Source organism: Massilia sp. LjRoot122, from assembly GCF_964252725.1.
Classification (GTDB): Bacteria; Pseudomonadota; Gammaproteobacteria; order Burkholderiales; family Burkholderiaceae_D; genus Telluria.
Genome location: NZ_CAXUPB020000001.1, coordinates 4,982,156 through 5,001,004 on the forward strand (window position 1 = coordinate 4,982,156; position 18,849 = coordinate 5,001,004).

Consider the following 18,849-nt stretch of genomic DNA (forward strand, 5'->3'; position numbering starts at 1 on the left):
CTTTAGTTGAACGCGCGGACGGCATAGCCGTCCACCCTACGCTCAAAACATGTGGCGCAAGCCCGCCATGACGCCGTTCTGCGCCCGCCCCGGCGCCACCGTGCCGCCGGCATCGAGAGCAACGGCGGCCAGGCCCTCGTTGTCCATCCGCCCCACCGCCCCGTACACCGCGGTACGCTTCGATAACGCATAGGTCAGGCGCGCCACCGCCATCTTGGTATCGTCCGCTGAACGCCTCACGTCCTTGCGCGCCACCTGCGCATCCAGGGTCAGGCCCGGGGCCAGCGGATGGCTGATGCCGACGTAGACCAGATCGGACTCGGTGATGCCGGTGACGGCGTCGGTTTTGCGGTCGATGATGCCCGCGCCGAGCTTGGTCGCGCCCAGCATGGCATAGCCGTTGACGGTGACGCGCCGGTCGAAACGATCGCTGCTGGTGAGCCCTCCGGCCGCACCGACATTCCCGTACAGCTTGTCGTAGCTCGCGTTGATCCCGTACGCCGCATTGTCATAGCCGAGCAGCGCCGTCACCTGGCGGCAAGCCTTGCTGTTGCCCGCCACTTCGCCGCCGCAGTTGGTGGCCGCGGGCCCGCCGGCCGCGGACGCGTCGCGTCCCAGGCTGTAGGTGGCGCCCACGGTGACGCCCTTGAAACTGCCCAGGTAGCCGACCGCGTTATCGCTGCGCGCATTCGGCAGGTAGAGGTCGATGCTGTTGATCGAGAACAGGTTCGGCCCCAGCACGTCGCTCTTCGCGGTGGCGAGGAAAGTCATGTTGAGGATGCGCCCGACCTGCAGCGTGCCCCAGTTCCCCTTCAGGCCGATCCAGGCCTGGCGCCCGAACAGGCGCCCGCCCTGCCCCGAGACGCCGGTGTCGGGATTGAAGCCGCTTTCCAGCGCAAACACGGCGGACAGGCCGCCGCCCAAGTCTTCGCTGCCGCGAAAACCGATCCGTGACGGCAGGCTGCCGGACAAGGAAGAAACCTTGGTGACGGCGTTGCCGGCCGCGTCGGCATTGGTGGTGCGGGCCACGGCGGCATCGACGATGCCGTACACCGTGACCTGGGCCTGGGCCATGGCGGCACCGCTGCACAGGATGGCGGCGAGGGGAAGTGTTGCTGCTGCTTTCATGCATGTCTCCTGTTTATTTGTAGATGGCTCAGGCCTTGCTGGCTTCCGCGAGCGGGGCGCTGCGCAGTGCCGGCAGCGCCGAGGCCGAGCGGCCGTGGCGGATGCAGGCCACGGCGACGGCGGCGATCGCGGCGGGAATCGCAATGGCGAGGAAGTTCTGCTGCAGCGGCAGCGACATGCCGACCAGGGTGCCGATCACGATCGGCGCCAGGATCGCGCCGCTGCGGCCGACGCCCGAGGCCCAGCCGATGCCGGTGGAGCGCACCGCCATCGGGTAGAACTGGCCCGCATAGGCATAGGTGACGATCTGGGTGCCGATGGTGGAGGCGCCGGCCAGGCCGACCAGCAGGAACAGCACCGGGGTCGAGACCTTGACGCCCAGCAGCGTGATCGACACGGCGGCCAGCAGGTACATCCCCACCAGCACGTACTTGATGTGGAAGCGGTCCGCCAGCCAGCCGCCGCCGACCGCGCCGATCACGGCGCCGAAGTTCAGCACCAGCACGAAGGTCAGGGCCGAGCCCAGGCTGTAGCCGGCGCCGGCCATCAGCTTGGCGAGCCAGGAGCTGAGCGCGTACACCATGAACAGGCACATGAAGAAGGCGACCCAGAACATGACGGTGCTGAAACCGCGCCCTTCCTGGAACAGCTTGCCGATCGGCGCGCCTTCGGCCCGGTCGGCCGCCGGCAGCGTATAGCTGTCGTCCTTCTGCACACGATAGGTCGGATCCATCCGCACCAGGATGCTTTGCAGCTCGGCCTGGCGGCCCTGGCGGATCAGGAAGGGCATCGACTCCGGCATGCCCTTCAGGATGAAGGGGATCAGGATCACCGGCACGCCGGCCGCCAGGAACACCGATTGCCAGCCGTAGGCTTCGATCATGCCCTTGCCCAGAAGGGCGGCCAGCATGCCGCCGACCGCATAGCCGCTGAACATGAGCGTCACCATGGTGGAGCGGATGCGCTTGGGCGAGTACTCCGTCATCTGGGCGACCACGTTCGGCATCACGCCGCCGATGCCCAGGCCGGCCAGGAAGCGCATCACGCTGAAGGTATAGGGATCGCCGGCGAAACCGGCGGCGGCCGTGAAGACGCTGAACAGCGCGAGGCAGATGACGATCGCCAGGCGGCGCCCGATCTTGTCCGCGATCGTGCCCAGGAAGATGGCGCCGAACATCATGCCGAACAGGGCCGAGCTGACCATGAAGCCCGCGTTCTGGGCGGTGACGCCCATCTCCTGCATGATCGAAGGCAGCGCGATCCCGGCCACGGCCAGGTCATAGCCGTCGCAGATGATGATGATCGCGCACCAGGCGAGGATGCCCATGTGGAAGCGGTTGAAGCGGGCCCCGTCGGCCAGCTTGTGTACGTCGATGTGTCGCATGTTGTCGTCTCCTGTCGTTTGAATAGTCTTATGTCGTTTTCCAGGGGCCGTGCAGCACCCTGCAGGCCAGCATCCCGATGACGATGCCCCAGAAGGCGGAACCGAGCCCGAGGAAGCTGGTGCCCGATGCGGTGGCCACGAAGGCGATCACCGAGGCTTCGCGGTGGTCCTGCGCGGCCACGATGCCGCCCAGGTTGGCCAGGATCGGCCCGAGCAGGGCCAGCCCGGCCAGGGTCATCACCAGTTCCTTCGGAAAGGCCGCGAACAGCATCACGATCGAGCCGCCGAACAGGCCCGCCACCAGGTAGAAGGCGCCGTTGGCGATGCCGGCGATGTAGCGGCGGCGCGGATCCTCGTGCGCCTCGCGCCCGGTGCACATGGCGGCGGTGATGGCGGCGATGGCGATCGTGATCCCGCCGGCAAACGCCACCAGCAGCGACACCAGGCTGCTGGTGGCAATGATCGGGCGCACCGGACTGTCGTAGCCCGAGGTCTTCAGCACCGTCATGCCCGGCAGGTACTGGCCGGTGAGGGTGACCAGCACCAGCGGCAGGGCCAGGCTGAAGGTGCTGGACCAGGACCAGGCCGGCGGAATGAATTGCGGTACTGCGAGTTCGAGTGCGAGTCCGCCGAAATGGGTGGCGCCGCCGGCCCAGGCGATGGCGGCGCCGGTGGCCAGCAGCAGCGCGACGCAGTAGCGGGGCGTCAGGCGCTTGAAGACCAGGTAGGCGGCGAGCATGCCCAGCACCAGCACCGGCATGGTCTGCAGGCCCGTGAATGCCTTGAAGCCGAAGGGGATCAGGATGCCCGCCATCATGCCGCTGGCGACACCGGGCGGCACCCAGGCGGCGACGCGCTCGACCCAGCCCGACAGGCCGATCACGAGCAGGATGGTGGCGGCCGTCAGGTAGGCGCCGACCGCCTCGTTCAGCGACAGTTCGGGGAACAGTGTGATCAGGAGCGCGGTGCCCGGCGCCGACCAGGCGGTGATGACGGGGATCTTGAGGCGCCAGCTCAGGAAGATGCCGGCGACGGCCGCGCCGACCGAGATGCCCCAGACCCAGGACGCGAACATCTCGTTCGAGATGCGGGCGGCCTGGGCGGCCTGGAAGAAGATGGCCAGCGGGCCGGAAAAGGAGACGAGGACGGCGAGGAAGCCGGCCACGATGGCGGGCAGCATGGCGCTTGCCCTCTCCTGCTGCGCACCGGACAGCGCGGGAATGGCTTCGCCCGCGCCATGGCTGTGATGGCCCTGACCTTGCATGCTGTCTCCATGGATGTTTTTTAACGAGGCGCCGTCGTGGGCGCTTCCTGCAATGCAGAGTAGATAAGCCCGGGAATGCAGTCCAACACTGATTTGGTATGCAATCGATACCTCTGGGGTATCAGTTCCGCCGCGCGTGGCAGAAAAACGCGGATTTTTGTCATTGTGGGGCGAGTCGATGCAGCACTACCATTTGCTTATGTATTTGGCAAACAAGGGGAAGCTCATGAAAATCGTCGTCATCGGCGGCACTGGCCTGATCGGCAGCAAACTGGTCGCCATCCTGCGCGAGCGCGGCCATGAAGCGGTCGCGGCATCGCCCAATTCGGGCGTCAACACCATCACCGGCGAGGGGCTCGACGAGGCGCTGGCCAACACCGACGTCGTCGTGGACGTGGCGAATTCGCCCTCGTTCGCGGACGAGGCCGTGATGGAATTCTTCACGACCTCCGGACGCAACTTGCTGGCCGCCGCGGCCAGGGCGGGCGTGAGACACCACGTGGCGCTGTCGGTCGTCGGTACCGACCGCCTGGCCGACAGCGGCTACTTCCGCGGCAAGATCGCGCAGGAGAAGCTGATCCGGGAGTCCGGCCTGCCCTACACCATCGTGCATTCCACCCAGTTCTTCGAATTCCTGGGCGGTATCGCCGCATCGGCGGGGCAAGGCGACAGCATCGCCCTCTCGCCTGCCTTCGTGCAGCCGATCTCGTCGGACGACGTGGCCCTGGCGATGGCCGACGCCACCCTCGGCGCGCCGGTGAACGGCATCGTCGAGATCGCCGGCCCCGAGCGCTTCCGTCTCGCCGAACTGGTGCAGCAATACCTGGTGGCCAGGAAGGACCCGCGCACCGTGCGTGCCGACGTCCACGCCCCCTACTTCGGCGCGGAGCTGCAGGAAGACACGCTGGTGCCGCACGGGAAGGCACGGCTGGGCGCTGTCCATCTGCAGGGCTGGCTGCAGGCGCAGGCACGCTGAACCCCAGATGCACATCGGGAAATCCTACGGCCTGGCCGAATTCGTCTACTGGACGCGGCGCAGGATCTACGTGGTCGCGGCGGCCGCCGGCGCGGTCGCGGCGCTGTACCAGCTGGGCGGCTGGCGCTGGCCGGCCTTGCCCTGGCCGGTGCTCGCGCTGCTGGGAACCGCGGCGTCCTTCATCGTCGGATTCAAGAACGTCCAGAGCCATCACCGCACCGTCGAAGCGCAACAGATCTGGTCGTCGATCACGGCGTCCAGCCGTTATTGGGGCCTGATCAGCCGCGACTTCCCGGCCGACGACAACGCCGTCCGCGATCTGATTCCCAGGCACCTGGCCTGGCTCACCGCGGTCCGCTACCAGTTGCGCACTCCCCGTGTCTGGGAGGCGGCAGCCACCGCCCCGAATGCCGAATACCGGGAGCGCAGCTTCGTGGTGGCGGAACGCAGCATTCCGCTCGAGACCGAACTGGCCAAATACCTGCCGCCGGCTACCGTCGCGGAACTGCTGGCGGGCGGCGACATCCCTGCTGCGCTGATGTCCATGCAGAGCCGCGCCATCCGCGGTCTCTACCTCGCCCAAGGACTGCCGGTGCTGCATCACACCGAGATGCAGAAGACCCTCAAGGACCTGATCGACCAGCATGCGCGTGCGCAGCGGATCAAGAATTTCCCTTATCCGCGCCAGTACACCATCGTCAATTCATTGTTCGTGTGGCTGTTTGCCCTGCTGCTGCCCCTCGGGATGGTGCGCGAGTTCGCCCAGCTGCCCGCACCCGCCCTGCTGGAGGGCCAGATGGGCTGGTTCGCCGTGCCGTTCAGCGTCCTGGTCGCCTGGATGTACCTGGCGCTCGACCAGGTCGGCGAAAGTACCGAGAATCCCTTCGAAGGCGGCGCCAACGACGTCCCCATCACCCATATGTCGCGCGCGATCGAGCAGGAATTGCTGGCGCTGCTGGGATCGGCGCCCGACCGCAGCGCGCCGCCGTCCGACGGGCACATCCTTCTCTAGGCGCGCCCGCTCACACCTTTGCCAGCTGGCGCCGGTATTCCGAGGGTGTGAGGCCCAGGTTGCGCTGGAAGCTGACGCGCATCCGGTCTTCGTCGCCGAAACCGCATTGCAGGGCGATCTGGTCCAGCTTGCGCTGCGATTGTTCCAGCATCCGCCGCGCCGCTTCGACCCGGAACAGTTCGACCGCCTTGCCCGGCGAACGGCCGGTCCTGCTTTTGTAGACCCGGGAAAAATTGCGGGCGCTCATGCGCGCGCGTTCGGCCAGCAGCTCGACGCTCAGGTCGGCATTGTGGAGGTTGTCGAGGATCCAGGCATGCAGCACGTCAAAACCGGCGCTGTCGCGCGCCTGCGCCCGCAGCAGCTCGCTGTGCTGCGACTGTCCGCCGGGACGCTTCATGAACACCACCAGGTCGCGCGCCAGGTCCATGGCGACGGCCCTGCCGCAATCCTCCTCGACCAGGGCGAGCGCCAGGTCGATGCCCGCGGTCACGCCGGCCGAGGTCCAGACCCGGTCCTGGCGGATGAAGATGGCATCCCGGTCGACCGTGAGGGAGGCGAAGCGCTGCTCCAGCAGGTCCGACATGGCCCAGTGCGTGGCGGCGCGCCTGCCGTCCAGCAGTCCGGCTTCGGCCAGCAGAAAGGCGCCGGTGCATACCGATGCGGTGCGCCGCGCACGCGGCGCTGCCTGCCGCAGCCAGGCGATGCTCGCATCCAGCTGGTCCAGCAGGCCGGCGATCCCGGAGGATCCGGGCACGACGATGGTGTCGATGGCGCGCTGGTCGAATGCGGAGACCGGCAGCGTATCGATCACGACGCCTTCTTCCGTGCGCACCGGGCCGCCGTGCAGGCTCACCGTCTGCAATTCGTAGGGAAGCAGCTCACGCCCGCCCAGGTGGCGTTGCGCGGCCCAGAACACGGTCTGCGGACCGGTCAGGTCGAGCAGCCCCGTCCCGGGAAAGGCAAGGAACAGGATGAGCGGGGGCTGGCGGGTGGGTAGCATGGCGAAGGAGAATGCGGCATCGACCCCGGCATCTTACCGGATCGTGAAGGCGACCTGCACCTCCGGCTTGCGCCCCGAAATGATATCGGCCAGCGCCCGCCCGGAGCCGCAGGCCATGGTCCAGCCCAGCGTGCCGTGCCCGGTATTCAGGTACAGGTTCGGATACCGCGTCGCGCCGATGTAGGGGACGTTCGATGGCGTCAGGGGCCGCAGGCCAGCCCAGTAACGCGCACGCTCGTAAGCGCAGGCGCCGGGAAAGAGTTCGCGCACGCGCCGGGTAATCGCCTCGCAGCGCACCATGTTCAGCGCACGCGAATAGCCGTCAAGCTCGCAGGTTCCGGCGACGCGCAGGCGCGCTCCGAGCCGCGATAGCACCAGTTTGTGGCCGTCGTCGGTGAGCGACACCGTCGGCGCCGCGGCCGCGTCGATGACCGGATAGGTCGCCGAGTAGCCCTTGCCGGGATAGATCATCAGCCGGATGCCCAGCGGCGCCAGCAACGCGGGCGAAAAACTGCCGAGTGCGACGACGAAGGCGTCGGCATCCAGCACCCCGTGCCGGCCTTCGCCGTCGATGAGCTCCACGCCGCTGATCTTTCCCGCCTCGGCCAGCAGGCGCGTCACGCTCGTGTTGTAGCGGAAGCGGATGCCCGCGGCTTCGCCCCTGGCTGCCAGTTGCTTCGTGAAGGCGTGCACGTCGCCCGACTCGTCGCTGGCGGTAAAGTCGCCGCCCACCAGCCGGACACGCGCTCCCGCCAGCGCGGGTTCGATGCGCAGCACCTCATCGGCGTCGATCGTCATGCGCGGGCAGCCCAGTTCGCGCATCGCCGCCGCGGCGCGGCAGGCACGGTCGAACTCGCGCTGGTCGGTATACACATGCAGGATGCCGCGCGCCAGGTGATCGTAGTCGATCCCGGTCTCGGCCCGCAGGGCCTGCAGGCTGCGGCGGCTGTAATCGGCGATGGCGACGATCCGGCGCAGATTGGCGGCCACCCGCGCCGGCCGGCATTCGCGCACGAACTGCAGGCACCAGCGCCATTGCAGCGGATCGGCGCGCAGGCGGAACAGCAGCGGTGCGTCTTCGCGGCCGAGCGAGCGCAGGACCTTGAGCAGGCCGGCAGGGTTGGCCCAGGGCTCGGCATGCGACACCGAAATCTGGCAACCATTCGCAAAGCTCGTTTCCTGCGCCGGTCCCGGCTGGCGATCGAGCACGGTGACCTCATGCCCTGCCTGCCGCAAGTACCATGCGCAGGCGGTGCCGACCACGCCGGCTCCCAGCACAATGACTTTCATCGGATCCTTGTGTGCGTCTCGGGCGCCTGGGCAGGATCGGGCAAGGGAGTGGTTGGATGCGGCATGACCGGCATCGCCACGCTTCCCTTCGCTGGCATTATCCAGATCAGGTTCCGAGGGTATGTCTCACCCACGGCGCGCGTTCGCGCGGCGCAGGACCCCTAGCGTTTGCCCTTGTAGGGCGCAAGTATTCTATCTCGTTCCAAATGTGTCTGCGGAGAACGACGCGCAAATACTTCTGCCGATTCGTCCCGTGCGCGCCAAATGGGGCGCATAGTGTCCTGTGTTCGCTCGATGCTTTCCCGATCCTGCATCTTCGCAGCAATCCGCTGCCTCCCCCTCGACCCGCCCTTCTGCCGCTCCCGATCCATCGGGACCGTGCCCTCATGCGGCTCGACACCGACAAGGACTTCCATGTTCCCTTATTCCCCTTCCAGCAATCCCGCCCTCCGCTCCCATGTGGATTCCCAGCTCGCCTGGTTCAATGACCTGAACAAGACCCTGACAGGGTCCTTCCAGGCCGTGTGCGAAGCCAACCTCAAGCTCGGCCAGAGCATGATCGAAGAAACCATGAGCGCCAGCAAGCGCATGCTGTCGAGCGAGCGTCCTTTCGACGCCATGGGTGCGGCCGCGGCCCATGCCCAGCCGGCTTCCGACAAGCTGCGCGCCTACCAGCAGCATCTCTCGCGCCTGGCGGCCGAGGTCCACGTCGAACTGGCCCGCGTCGCCGAGCAGCACGGTCCGGAAACCTCGCGCACCGCCCACGCCCTGGCGGACGACGTGACGCGTGCCGCCACCGAAGAAAGCGCGCGCAGCATGCGCCAGCAGGAAGAAGTACTGAAGACCTTCCGCGATCCCTTCCAGCCGGCGGATGCGCAACGCGGCAACGGCGGTGGCAACGGCCATGCCCATGCCGCGGCGAACCTGCATGCCGAGCGCGCCAACGCGAGCGCCGGCAGCGGCGCCAGCATGCAGTTCGACGGACTTGCCGACAACGGTTCCGTGCAGGGCCACGTCCAGGGACCGGCCGTGCAGCCGGCCCCGCAGGCGGGCAACAAGCCGCCGCGCAAACCGGGCTGAGTGGGTACGACGAGGCGCTTGCCGGGGCGAAGCGCGCCGCTGTGAACTTCCGCGCATTTTCCGCCGCGCGGATCGGGCATGATGGCGGCATCGACACTCTGCCTCCATCGCTCCCATGACGCTTCCGGCAAAGACCCTCCTCGCAGCACTGTTCCTCCTGGCCGGCGCCGCAACTGCCATCCCAGCCTCGGCATGCCGGATATACACGCCGGAGGAAGCCGCCCGCAGGCAGCAGGAAGCTGTGGCCGAGACGAAGGCGCAGTTGCTGGCGCTGAAGGACGAGGCGGACCTGGTCTTCGTCGGGCGCATTGCCATGCTCACGTCCCAGGAAGAGACCCTGCCCTCAAGCTCGCCGATCCCCCACCTTGTGCAGGTCTACGGCGCCACCTTCGACCTGGTCGAGGACATCAAGGGAAAGTACGCGGCCCAGCAGGTGCTGAGCTTCACCAGGGACAAGACCCGGGTCGTCATCGGCTGCACGAGGGACATCCGCGACAGCCTGCCGCGCGCGAACGGCACCGGCGATATGTACCTGGTGTATGCCAGGGCCGGCAAGATCCTGCGGGCCAACCGCATGCCGGAGTGGGAACTGATGAACGGGCGCCAGGAAGCCGAGTTCCTGCGCACCGCGAAATAGGAAGGGCCGCTCAGGCGGCCTTGTTCGCCACGTACTGCTCGTAACCACGCGCCCGCAGCGCACAGGCCGGGCAGCTGCCGCAGCCATGGCCCCATGGATGCGCGGCGCCGCGCTCGCCCAGGTAGCAGGTGTGGGTGTCGAAGCGGATCAGGTCCACCAGCGCCTCGCCGCCGCAATCCTGGGCCAACTGCCAGGTCTCGGCCTTGTCGATCCACATCAGGGGGGTCTCGACCTTCAGCCGCGTGGCCATGCCGAGATTCAGCGCCACCTGCAGCGCCTTCATGGTGTCGTCGCGGCAGTCCGGATAGCCCGAGAAGTCGGTCTCGCACATGCCGCCCACCAGCACGGTCAGGCCGCGGCGGTAGGCCACCGTGGCCGCCACCGTCATGAACAGCAGGTTCCGGCCCGGCACGAAAGTGTTCGGCAGGCCGTTCTCCTGCATCGCGATGGCCACGTTGCTGGTCAGGGCCGTGTCCGAGATCTTGGAGATCAGGGACAGGTCGATCATGTGGTCCTCGCCCAGCCTGGCATCCCAGTCCGGATTGAGTGCGCGCATTTTGGACAGCAGGGTCGGGCGCACTTCCAGCTCGATGGCGTGGCGCTGGCCGTAGTCGAAGCCGATGGTCTCCACGCGCGCATAGCGCTGCAGGGCCCAGGCGAGGCAAGTGGTGGAATCCTGGCCGCCGCTGAAGAGGACGAGCGCGGTGTCGTTGGTAGGCATGATCGGGTTCGTGGACAGAGGAAACCGCGAATTCTGGCATAAAACAGGGCGCTACGTCAGCTCCGCAAACCCCGCACCGCTGGGCTTAGCGTCCGTCACCGTTTTTGCCAATCCGTTAAGATTGCCATGAACTTACCCTACGGAGCGCCATGTTTCCTGCAAGATCGAATTCCCGCCGCCTGCGTCCCCTGCCCCGCCTCTTCATGGGAATGGGCGCCCTGGTATTTGCGACCGCAGTCTACGCACAGGAAAGCACACGGGGAATCGACTACCAGGTACGCATCGACGCCCCGCGCCAGATCGAGAACATGCTCGAGGATAACCTCGACCTGATGCGCTGGCGCGGCAACCCGCGCGTCGACATGGAACAGCTGCAGCGCCTGGTCAAGGAAGCACCGGCCCAGGCCAAGACCTTCATCGCCACCGAGGGCTATTACTCGCCCAAGATTTCGGCCGGCCTCGATACCGGCGGCGGCCGTCCGGTGGCGCGCGTGATCGTCGATCCGGGCCAGCCGACCGTGGTCGGCGACATCGACCTGGTGCTGCAGGGCTTCGTCCAGCTCGACAAGGGCGCCGCGCCCTTCGACGCCGCCGCCCTGCGCCAGCGCTGGCAGCTGCCGATCGGTGCACGCTTCCGCCAGGCCGACTGGGAAGCGGCCAAGCGCGAGCTGCTGCGCGACGTGGCCCAGACCCGCTTCCCGCGCGCCCGCCTGGTCGAGACCAGCGCCACCGTCGATCCGGAAGTGCGCCGCGCCCTGCTGCGCGTGGTCATCGACAGCGGCCCGGAGATGCGCTTCGGCGAGCTGCGCATCCGCGGCCTGAAGCGCTATCCGCGCGAGGTGATCACCAACCTGAACAAGATCAAGCCGGGCGACGAGTACAGCGAGGCGGCCCTGCAGGCCCTCCAGTCGCGCCTCCAGGACACCGGCTATTTCAGCAGCGTCGAAGTGAGCGCCGACATGCGCGCCGTCCTCAACGCCGAGCTGAAGGAACTGAAGGAAGGCGACGACGACACCGACGCCAACCCCGCCACGCCGGAACCGCCCACCGGCCCCACCGTGCTGCCGGTGCTGGTACGCGTCACCGAAAACCTGCGCAAGAACGTCGAGGTCGGCGTCGGCTTCTCGACCGATACCGGCGGACGCCTGCAGGCCAGCTACGACGACCTGAACGTGCTCGGCAAGCGCATGAAGAGCGACCTGATCTACGAACAGAAGCGCCAGACCGCGCGCGTCGACTTCTACTGGCCGACCACGCCCAAGGGCTACAACGACAGCGTCGGCGCCGGCATCGAACGCAACGACGTGCGCGGCGAGATCACCACCCTGGCCACGGTCGCGGCACGGCGCCAGTGGGGCACGCCGCTGCTGGAACGCAGCCTGACCCTGGAGGCGCTGGTCGAGAAGCGCGAAGTGCCGCCGCAGCCCTCCACCAACACGCGCAGCCTGCCGCTCACCTACAGCATCACCCGCCGCAAGCTCGACAGCCTGATCCAGCCGACCAACGGCTACGTGCTGCAGGGCCAGCTGGGCGGCGCCCTGCTGCCGATCCTGACCGACGAAAAATTCCTGCGCCTGTATTTGCGCGGCCAGATGTTCAAGCCACTCGGCGAGAGCGGCACCCTGGTGCTGCGCGGCGAATTCGGCGCGGTGGCGGCCAAGGACAAGATCGGCGTGCCGTCTACCTTCCTGTTCCGCGCCGGCGGCGACCAGTCGGTGCGCGGCTACGGCTACCGCGAACTGGGCGTGCGCGAGAACGGCGCCATCGTCGGCGGCAAGTACCTGGCCACGGCCAGCGCCGAGTACCAGTACTGGTTCCGCCCACCCTGGGGCGTGGCCTTCTTCTATGACGTCGGCAATGCCGCCGACAAGGTCGGTGACCTGCAGCCCAAATCCGGCTTCGGCGTCGGCGCGCGCTGGCGCAGCCCGGTGGGCCCGATCAACGTCGACGTCGCCTATGGCCACGCCGTGAAAAAGGCGCGCCTGCACTTCTCCCTGGGATTCACCTTCTGATGGACACGAACGACAACTCCACGGATCAGGCGCCAGCGCCTGTGCACAAGCGCCGCTGGCCGCGCCGCGTCGCCATCGGCGTGGTCGTGACCGGCGTGATCGTCGGCGGCACGCTCTGGTACCTGGGCCGCGAGACCACGCTGCAGATGATCGCGCAGAAGGTCGCCGCCTCCACCGGCGGCAAGCTCACGCTCACCGGCGTGCGCGGCTCCCTGTACGGCGCCATGTATATCGAACGCATCGTCTGGCGCACCGACGAGCAGCTGGTCGTCGCCAACAAGATCAATCTGCGCTGGTCGCCCGGACAGATCGTCTCGCGCGGCATCCTGGTAGACACCCTGCATGCGGCCAATATGCGGGTCGAGACGCTCAAGGAAACCGAAGAACCCTCGACCATGCCGGTCAAGCTGGCGCCGCCCTTCACGGTCTCGATCGACGATGCGCGCCTGAACCGCGCCACCTTCGTGAACAAGGGCGCCGAGACCCACATCGACAATATCCGCCTGCGCCTGGAAGGCAACAAGCAGCGCTGGCAGGTACGCGACGCCGCCGCCGTGACGCCATGGGGCGACGTGGCGGCAAACGGCACGATCGGCGCCCAGCGTCCCTTCAAGCTGGACGCCACCGCCAGCCTGACGCAGTCGCAGGCCAAGGCCGGCGCCAGGGCCGCCCAGCTGCGCCTGAAGGTCGGCGGCGACCTGGAAACGACCCTGGTCGACGCGAACGGACAGGCCGGCCGCGCGGTGGGCGACGCCCGTTTCGTGCTCTCGCCCTATGCCGAGATCCCGCTGCGCGAGATGCGCATCAATGGCCGCAACGTCGACCCGGGCTTCTTCAACCCGGCGCTGCCGACGGCCGACCTGACGTTTTCCGTCACAGGCAAGCTGGACGACAAGCGCAACATCAGCGGCCGCGTCGACATCAGCAACGACGGCCCGGAAGGCACGATCGACAAACAGCGCCTGCCGCTGCGGGTGATGCGCGGCCAGCTGGGCGGTAGCCTCAGCGCCCTGCAGGTGTCCGACGTGTTGCTGGACTTCGGCGACGCCGGCCGCTTCACCGGCACTGGCGGCGTCCAGCGCGAAAAAGACCAGGAAGGCATCGGCACCGCGCGCTTCACCCTGCATACCGAGCGCTTCGATTTAAAAGGCATCTACTCCACCATGAAGCCGACCGCGATCCGCGGCGACATCCAGGTGACCAATGCCGGCACCACCCAGACCCTGCAGGCGAACCTGGCCGACAAGGCCCTGCGCCTGGCCGCGCTGGCGACGCTGGAAAACAATGTGGTGACGGTGCGCGAGGCGCGCCTGGCGGCCGGCAGCAGCCGGGTGGATGTCGCGGGCACGATGAACCTGCTCGACGATAAAGCCTTCAAGGCCAGCGCCAGCGCGAGCCGCTTCAACCCGGCCGATTTCGGCGACTTCCCGCAGGCCGACATCAATGCCAGCGTCAACGCGGCCGGCGCCCTCGCCCCCGCATGGCGCGTCGACGCCGACTTCACCGTGCGCCGCAGCCGCGTGCTGAACCAGCCGCTGTCGGGCGCGGGCAAGCTGCGCGCCGACGCCAAGCGCATCAGCGGCATCGATGCCGACCTGGCGCTGGGCCAGAACACGGTGGCCCTCAACGGCGCCTTCGGCGGCGCCGGCGACAAGCTCCAATGGCGCGTCGATGGCCACCAGCTGTCGGCGCTGCGCAGCGATCTGTACGGCGCCGTGACGGCGACCGGCGTCGCCACCGGCACCATGGCTGCTCCGCGCACCAGCTTCGAAGTAAATGCGAATGGCCTCGGCTGGGTCGCCGCCCAGCGCAAGAATGCGGGCGGCAGCCTGCGCGCCAGCGGCGATGCCTGGCTGGCCGGCGCTGAAGGCGCGCGCTTCGTGGAAGCGAAAATGAGCGGTGCGATGCAGCGCTTCAATCCGGCCGCCTTCGGCTCGCCGCTGGCCGGCTCGATCAACGGCGCCTTCGATGCCAACGGCCGCAGCGGCGCCGACTGGCGCGGCGCCCTCGACCTGCGGGTGCAGGACTCGACCCTGTCGAGTTCTCCGCTGTGGGGCCACGCCAGACTCACGGCCGACCGCCGCCACATATCGAATGCCGACGTCGACCTGCACGTGGGCGCCAACGTGGTCGCGGCCAAGGGCAGCTTCGGCGCCGGCAGCGACCAGCTGGCCTGGCGCATCGACGCGCCGCAACTGGCCGCGCTCGGCCCGGACTTCGCCGGCGTGCTTCGCGGCCAGGGCCTTCTTTCCGGCACCATGGACGCACCGTCCTTCAGCGCCGCGCTGGAAGGCCAGAACCTGCGCCTGCTCGGCACCCACAACATCCGCGCGCTGCGCGCGAACGCCACCCTCGGTTCCGGCCGCGGCGCGCGCGATGCGCTGGCGAGCGATATCCAGGTCACCGAATACGTGAGCGGCGAAACCCGCGTCGCTTCGGCCAGCCTGAAGACCGAAGGCACGCGCGGCGCCCATACCCTGCGTGCGGCCGCCGTCGGCGATGCCTTCGACGCCAATCTCGAGGTGCGCGGCGGCTGGACGCGCGACACCTGGAGCGGCACCCTGGCCGCGCTGCAGAACCGTGGCCGTTACGCGATGTCGCTGCAGGCGCCGGTCCCGCTGCGCATCGGCGGCGCGCCGGGCAGCGGCGTGATGGGCCTGGCCAAGCCGCAGATCATCGCTTTCAACGGCGCCGTCGTCAGGCTGCCGGCCGGCAGCATCACGATCGATTCGCTGGTCAAGAACGGCCCCCGCTGGGCTAGCCGCGGCCACGCCGACAACGTGCCGCTGACCTACCTGGCGCAGTTCTCGCCGGCGATCCGCGACAATGCGCGCGGCGACCTGACCCTGGGCGCGCAGTGGGCGCTCGACCTGCGCACCGCCACTGCCACCGGCGCCGCCCCGGCGCTGGACGGCATGGTCCACGTATTCCGCGAAAAGGGCGACCTGATCGCCGGCAGCGACCAGCCGGTGCCGCTCGGCCTGCGTACCCTGGATGCACGCGCCGACGTCGTCGGCAGCTCGCTGCGCGTGCGGATGAACCTGGACGGCGCCCGCACCGGCAACGCCAAGGTCGATGCCACGGCCCAGCTGCTGCAGGGCCGCCTCGATCGCGACAGCCCGATGCGTATGACGGCCAATGCCAACATGGCCTCGATCGGCTGGCTGGCCTCGTTCGCGGGGCAGTCGGGACTGGAACTGGACGGCGCGCTGCGCCTGGCCCTGACCGGCAGCGGCACGATCGGCACCCCGCGCCTGGACGGCAGCGTCCAGGGCGACAAACTGTCGGTGCGCTGGCCGGAGCAAGGCGTGCGCCTGCAGAACGGCGAGCTGCGCGCAGGCCTGGCCGGCGACCAGCTGCAGCTGCAGCGCCTGTTCTTCCAGGGCCGCCAGGGCAGCGCCTCGGCCGAAGGTTTCCTGCGCTTCTCGAGCGGCCTGGCCGCGGCCGACCTGCGCCTGACGCTCGACAAGCTCGAAGCGCTGTCGCGCCCGGACCGCACCGTGGTCCTGAGCGGCAAAGCCTCGCTGGTGCGCGATGCCGAGCGCTTCGCACTGGAGGGCAATGTGCGCGCCGACCGCGCACTGATCGAATTCGCGCCCCAGGGCCGTCCGACGATGTCGGATGACGTCATCGTGCTGGGCCAGGGCGGCGCCAAGCCGGTCCCCTCGAACAAGAAAGAAGAACTGCCGCTCACGATCGACCTGCGCGCCAACCTCGGTGAAGAGTTCCGCCTGCGCGGCCTCGGCATCGACGCCACGCTGGCCGGCAACGTCCGCGTGCGCAAGGTCGGCGCCGGCGCGCCGCGCGTCAACGGCACCATCCGCGCGGTCGAAGGCGATTACGCGGCTTACGGCCAGAAGCTGGAGATCCGCCGCGCCGTGATCACCTTCAGCGGGCCCTACGACAACCCGGCCCTCGACGTCCTCGCGGTGCGCGCCCAGCCCGAGGGCGAACAGCTGTCGGAGACCAATGTGGAAGCCGGCGTACAGGTGCGCGGCACGGCGCAGTCGCCCGATGCCCGCCTGGTGTCGACGCCGAACGTGCCGGACAGCGAGAAGCTGTCCTGGCTGGTGCTCGGCCACGGCATGGAGGGCACGAGCGGCAACGAGAAGGACGTGCTGGCGGCCGCTGCGGGCGCCCTGCTCGGCGGCAAGGGCGGCACCGGCGGCATCACCCAGAAACTCGCGACCTCGCTCGGTGTAGACGAACTGGGGCTGAAGCAGGCGGAAGGCGGCGGCGGCCTGGAGGGTACGGTGGTGACCGTAGGCAAGCGCATCTCCTCGCGCACCTACCTCAGCTTCGAGCAGGGCGCGACCACGGCTTCGAGCCTGGTGCGCCTGCGCTACAAGTGGACCCCGAAGATCACGCTGCAGTTCCAGACCGGCACCAATACCGCGCTGGACGTGCTGTACTCCTGGGCCTTCGATTGATTAAGCGAAATTAATAAGCGAAATTAATGCAAGACGCTGGGCTTGTGATCGGGCACCGGGTCTTCGTTTTGCGGCGTATGCGGATGGCCGGGCTGGTGGTGCGGATGCGGCGCGTCGAAGGGTTCGGGCGCCGGTTCTTCGACGGGGGCCGGGTCCGGTGCGCGGTGCGCTTCCACGGGGAAAACAGCATTCATGGCAGGGATCTCCTCGAGACAGGCGGAGCAGACACCTTATCATGATGCGCAAGGGCGGCGCGCCCGGCTCCATTACAATAGCGGCCTCATTACATTCAGCCCACCATGGACCTTTCGATCACCACCCTCGCCCTGCTCGTCCTGACCCCGCTGCTGGTCTGGCGGGTCTACAACCGCATCAAGGCGCGGATGACGCGCCAGCGCTCGATCGTGTCGCGCCACTACACCGGCGTGCTGGTGTTCGGCGCCATGATCCTGGTGCCGATGACGCAGCTGTTCGATAACCCGACCAACCTGGCCGCGCTGCTGGTCGGGGCGGCGTTCGGCACCGGCTGGAGCATGTGGGCGCTGAAGCGCACGCGCTTCGAGGACACCGAGCAGGGCTACTTCTTCACGCCCCCGGCGCGCCTGGGCATCCTGATGGCGATGATCCTGGTGGCGCGCATCCTCTACCTCGGGGTGGAGATCTATGCGAACCAGGGCAAGGGTATCCCGGCGCCGAAGCTGACGGACGATATGCTCACTATGCTGTGCGTCGGGCTGACGGCGGGCTACTTCGAATGGTATTCGGCGGGACTGCTGCAGTGGCGCCGCAAGCTGCGCAAGGCGGTCGACTTCGAATGAAAGCGCGCATGCAACGCTGGAACTGGGTCTTGTCAGCCGACATGGGCGGCCGCTGGATCACCACGCAGGGCTACGCCGAGGTCACGCTGGATGCGAACAGCCTGCGCGCGACGCTGCGTTTCCATGCGGAAGACGGGGGTATCTACCACTGGGTCGACGCGACCCTGGCCGAGGACGGCGTGGAAGCGACCGTGCGCTCTCCCGATCCGGCCACCGCCCCCTTCCACCTGGGCGGGACGATCTTCACCGGCGAGCCGCACGACGGCGTCGAGCCCATGATGATGCTGCTGACGGACGGGACGACCGTGCTCAGCCTGGCGTATGGCCCGCATTCGGACCAAGGGAATCTGTAAATCCGCGTGAGCAGGCCTAGCGCCGCAGCATGAAAGCCAGGACCATCACCGCGGTATTCACCGCCGACGTCGCGCGCGAAATCCTTCTGGGCCATGTCCTGAAACTGCCGGTGAACACGGAACTGGCATTCGCGCGGGACCGGCAGTAAGCTCCATTCGAGCCGGCAGGCCCTTGCGTCACCGGGGCGTGACCGGCGCGTACTTGACCACCAGCTCGCTATACAGGCCCATCAGCTTGTTGAACGCCGCACTCGCCCCCAGACCGCAGGTCTGGCCGCCCGGAATCGCGAAATTGTAGGGAATGTTGTTCCTGACGATCGTGATCTCGTAGCCCAGGTGCCGGCATGGCGCATAGACACCGGTGTTCTCGCCCAGCGTGCGCGTCAGGTCGGCCGATTCGACCAGCGCCGCCATGCGCTCGAAATCGGCCGCGGCGATCGCGACGTCGACCTGCTGGTAGGGTATGTCGGCGACCTTCGTGGAATGGACGAAGCGGGTGGGCGTGATCTCCGTCACGCCGCTGCCCTGCGATGCCAGGCTGCCGAGATCGACGAGCTTCACGCTCTGCAGCGTCGCCACCGGTGCGACCTGGACCGGAGGCGCAGCCGCATCGCCGCTGCCGCCGCAGGCCGACAGCCCCACCATCATGGAAAACACGGCCGCAGCGGGCCAAGCCAAACGTTTCATCATCCATATCCTCATGTAACGTTCACAGGATAACAGTCCGGACGCCCGCAAAAAATC

At 67.9% G+C, this 18,849-nt stretch carries 16 protein-coding genes and 1 riboswitch; of the genes, 8 read left to right on the forward strand and 8 right to left on the reverse strand.

The features are described from left to right. Nucleotides 1–42: 42 nt before the first annotated feature. From ACSQ25_RS21890 to ACSQ25_RS21900, 3 genes are read right to left on the reverse strand one after another with little or no spacing between them, the layout of a single operon-like run. Nucleotides 43–1,128, reverse strand: a complete 1,086-nt coding sequence (locus tag ACSQ25_RS21890) for a porin (RefSeq protein ID WP_436107755.1) — start codon at nt 1,126–1,128, stop codon at nt 43–45. A 28-nt stretch (nt 1,129–1,156) separates the two neighbouring features. Further along, complete coding sequence (locus tag ACSQ25_RS21895; protein WP_436107756.1) at nt 1,157–2,512, reverse strand: MFS transporter; 1,356 nt, start codon at nt 2,510–2,512, stop codon at nt 1,157–1,159. Nucleotides 2,513–2,540: 28 nt separating this feature from the next. After that, nucleotides 2,541–3,692 carry a benzoate/H(+) symporter BenE family transporter gene (locus ACSQ25_RS21900; protein ID WP_436108118.1) on the reverse strand — a complete coding sequence of 384 codons (1,152 nt, stop codon included), beginning with the start codon at nt 3,690–3,692 and terminating at the stop codon, nt 2,541–2,543. Nucleotides 3,693–4,002: 310 nt separating this feature from the next. Between ACSQ25_RS21900 and ACSQ25_RS21905 the strand changes: the two genes are divergently transcribed. Together ACSQ25_RS21905 and ACSQ25_RS21910 are read left to right on the forward strand one after the other, a co-directional pair. Beyond that, nucleotides 4,003–4,752, forward strand: coding sequence for an SDR family oxidoreductase (locus ACSQ25_RS21905; protein ID WP_436107757.1), 750 nt, complete (start codon nt 4,003–4,005; stop codon nt 4,750–4,752). A 7-nt stretch (nt 4,753–4,759) separates the two neighbouring features. Then, nucleotides 4,760–5,764, forward strand: a complete 1,005-nt coding sequence (locus tag ACSQ25_RS21910; RefSeq protein WP_436107758.1) for a bestrophin family protein — start codon at nt 4,760–4,762, stop codon at nt 5,762–5,764. A 10-nt stretch (nt 5,765–5,774) separates the two neighbouring features. On the opposite strand, the gene ACSQ25_RS21915 is transcribed toward ACSQ25_RS21910, so the two are convergent. Both ACSQ25_RS21915 and ACSQ25_RS21920 read right to left on the reverse strand, forming a co-directional pair. Further along, nucleotides 5,775–6,764, reverse strand: coding sequence for a GlxA family transcriptional regulator (locus ACSQ25_RS21915; RefSeq protein ID WP_436107759.1), 990 nt, complete (start codon nt 6,762–6,764; stop codon nt 5,775–5,777). Nucleotides 6,765–6,797: 33 nt separating this feature from the next. Beyond that, nucleotides 6,798–8,159, reverse strand: a complete 1,362-nt coding sequence (locus tag ACSQ25_RS21920; protein ID WP_436108119.1) for a D-amino acid dehydrogenase — start codon at nt 8,157–8,159, stop codon at nt 6,798–6,800. Continuing rightward, nucleotides 8,121–8,227: riboswitch (TPP riboswitch) on the reverse strand. (Overlaps the previous gene by 39 nt.) Before the next feature lie 241 nt (nt 8,228–8,468). Between ACSQ25_RS21920 and ACSQ25_RS21925 the strand changes: the two genes are divergently transcribed. Further along, complete coding sequence (locus ACSQ25_RS21925; RefSeq protein ID WP_436107760.1) at nt 8,469–9,134, forward strand: phasin family protein; 666 nt, start codon at nt 8,469–8,471, stop codon at nt 9,132–9,134. Between the two features lie 115 nt (nt 9,135–9,249). Then, nucleotides 9,250–9,771 carry a hypothetical protein gene (locus tag ACSQ25_RS21930; protein ID WP_436107761.1) on the forward strand — a complete coding sequence of 174 codons (522 nt, stop codon included), beginning with the start codon at nt 9,250–9,252 and terminating at the stop codon, nt 9,769–9,771. Nucleotides 9,772–9,781: 10 nt separating this feature from the next. On the opposite strand, the gene queC is transcribed toward ACSQ25_RS21930, so the two are convergent. Further along, a complete protein-coding gene (queC, locus tag ACSQ25_RS21935) occupies nt 9,782–10,492 on the reverse strand; it encodes a 7-cyano-7-deazaguanine synthase QueC (RefSeq protein WP_436107762.1) in 711 nt (236 codons plus the stop codon). A 149-nt stretch (nt 10,493–10,641) separates the two neighbouring features. Between queC and ACSQ25_RS21940 the strand changes: the two genes are divergently transcribed. Both ACSQ25_RS21940 and ACSQ25_RS21945 read left to right on the forward strand, forming a co-directional pair. Beyond that, entirely contained in the window at nt 10,642–12,504 is a 1,863-nt protein-coding gene (locus ACSQ25_RS21940) for an autotransporter assembly complex protein TamA (protein ID WP_436107763.1), read from the forward strand. After that, nucleotides 12,504–16,934 carry a translocation/assembly module TamB domain-containing protein gene (locus tag ACSQ25_RS21945; protein ID WP_436107764.1) on the forward strand — a complete coding sequence of 1,477 codons (4,431 nt, stop codon included), beginning with the start codon at nt 12,504–12,506 and terminating at the stop codon, nt 16,932–16,934. The genes ACSQ25_RS21940 and ACSQ25_RS21945 overlap by 1 nt, the downstream gene beginning before the upstream one ends. A gap of 23 nt (nt 16,935–16,957) precedes the next feature. On the opposite strand, the gene ACSQ25_RS21950 is transcribed toward ACSQ25_RS21945, so the two are convergent. Next, nucleotides 16,958–17,128: a hypothetical protein gene (locus ACSQ25_RS21950; protein ID WP_436107765.1), complete on the reverse strand. Its 171-nt coding sequence runs from the start codon at nt 17,126–17,128 to the stop codon at nt 16,958–16,960. Nucleotides 17,129–17,233: 105 nt separating this feature from the next. Here ACSQ25_RS21950 and ACSQ25_RS21955 point away from each other — a divergent pair, with 105 nt between their 5' ends. Continuing rightward, nucleotides 17,234–17,752 (forward strand): hypothetical protein, encoded by a 519-nt coding sequence (locus ACSQ25_RS21955; RefSeq protein WP_436107766.1) that lies wholly within the window; start codon nt 17,234–17,236, stop codon nt 17,750–17,752. Between the two features lie 8 nt (nt 17,753–17,760). Then, complete coding sequence (locus ACSQ25_RS21960) at nt 17,761–18,105, forward strand: hypothetical protein (protein ID WP_436107767.1); 345 nt, start codon at nt 17,761–17,763, stop codon at nt 18,103–18,105. Between the two features lie 177 nt (nt 18,106–18,282). On the opposite strand, the gene ACSQ25_RS21965 is transcribed toward ACSQ25_RS21960, so the two are convergent. Beyond that, nucleotides 18,283–18,795 carry a hypothetical protein gene (locus tag ACSQ25_RS21965; RefSeq protein WP_436107768.1) on the reverse strand — a complete coding sequence of 171 codons (513 nt, stop codon included), beginning with the start codon at nt 18,793–18,795 and terminating at the stop codon, nt 18,283–18,285. Nucleotides 18,796–18,849: the final 54 nt, after the last annotated feature.

Bases quoted from the DNA above. Each gene is read 5' to 3' on its own strand.
- ACSQ25_RS21890 (WP_436107755.1), bottom strand. From the start codon at position 1,128: ATGAAAGCAGCAGCAACACTTCCCCTCGCCGCCATCCTGTGCAGCGGT.
- ACSQ25_RS21895 (WP_436107756.1), bottom strand. From the start codon at position 2,512: ATGCGACACATCGACGTACACAAGCTGGCCGACGGGGCCCGCTTCAAC.
- ACSQ25_RS21900 (WP_436108118.1), bottom strand. From the start codon at position 3,692: ATGCTGCCCGCCATCGTGGCCGGCTTCCTCGCCGTCCTCGTCTCCTTT.
- ACSQ25_RS21905 (WP_436107757.1), top strand. From the start codon at position 4,003: ATGAAAATCGTCGTCATCGGCGGCACTGGCCTGATCGGCAGCAAACTG.
- ACSQ25_RS21910 (WP_436107758.1), top strand. From the start codon at position 4,760: ATGCACATCGGGAAATCCTACGGCCTGGCCGAATTCGTCTACTGGACG.
- ACSQ25_RS21915 (WP_436107759.1), bottom strand. From the start codon at position 6,764: ATGCTACCCACCCGCCAGCCCCCGCTCATCCTGTTCCTTGCCTTTCCC.
- ACSQ25_RS21925 (WP_436107760.1), top strand. From the start codon at position 8,469: ATGTTCCCTTATTCCCCTTCCAGCAATCCCGCCCTCCGCTCCCATGTG.
- ACSQ25_RS21930 (WP_436107761.1), top strand. From the start codon at position 9,250: ATGACGCTTCCGGCAAAGACCCTCCTCGCAGCACTGTTCCTCCTGGCC.
- queC (WP_436107762.1), bottom strand. From the start codon at position 10,492: ATGCCTACCAACGACACCGCGCTCGTCCTCTTCAGCGGCGGCCAGGAT.
- ACSQ25_RS21940 (WP_436107763.1), top strand. From the start codon at position 10,642: ATGTTTCCTGCAAGATCGAATTCCCGCCGCCTGCGTCCCCTGCCCCGC.
- ACSQ25_RS21945 (WP_436107764.1), top strand. From the start codon at position 12,504: ATGGACACGAACGACAACTCCACGGATCAGGCGCCAGCGCCTGTGCAC.
- ACSQ25_RS21950 (WP_436107765.1), bottom strand. From the start codon at position 17,128: ATGAATGCTGTTTTCCCCGTGGAAGCGCACCGCGCACCGGACCCGGCC.
- ACSQ25_RS21955 (WP_436107766.1), top strand. From the start codon at position 17,234: ATGGACCTTTCGATCACCACCCTCGCCCTGCTCGTCCTGACCCCGCTG.
- ACSQ25_RS21960 (WP_436107767.1), top strand. From the start codon at position 17,761: ATGCAACGCTGGAACTGGGTCTTGTCAGCCGACATGGGCGGCCGCTGG.
- ACSQ25_RS21965 (WP_436107768.1), bottom strand. From the start codon at position 18,795: ATGATGAAACGTTTGGCTTGGCCCGCTGCGGCCGTGTTTTCCATGATG.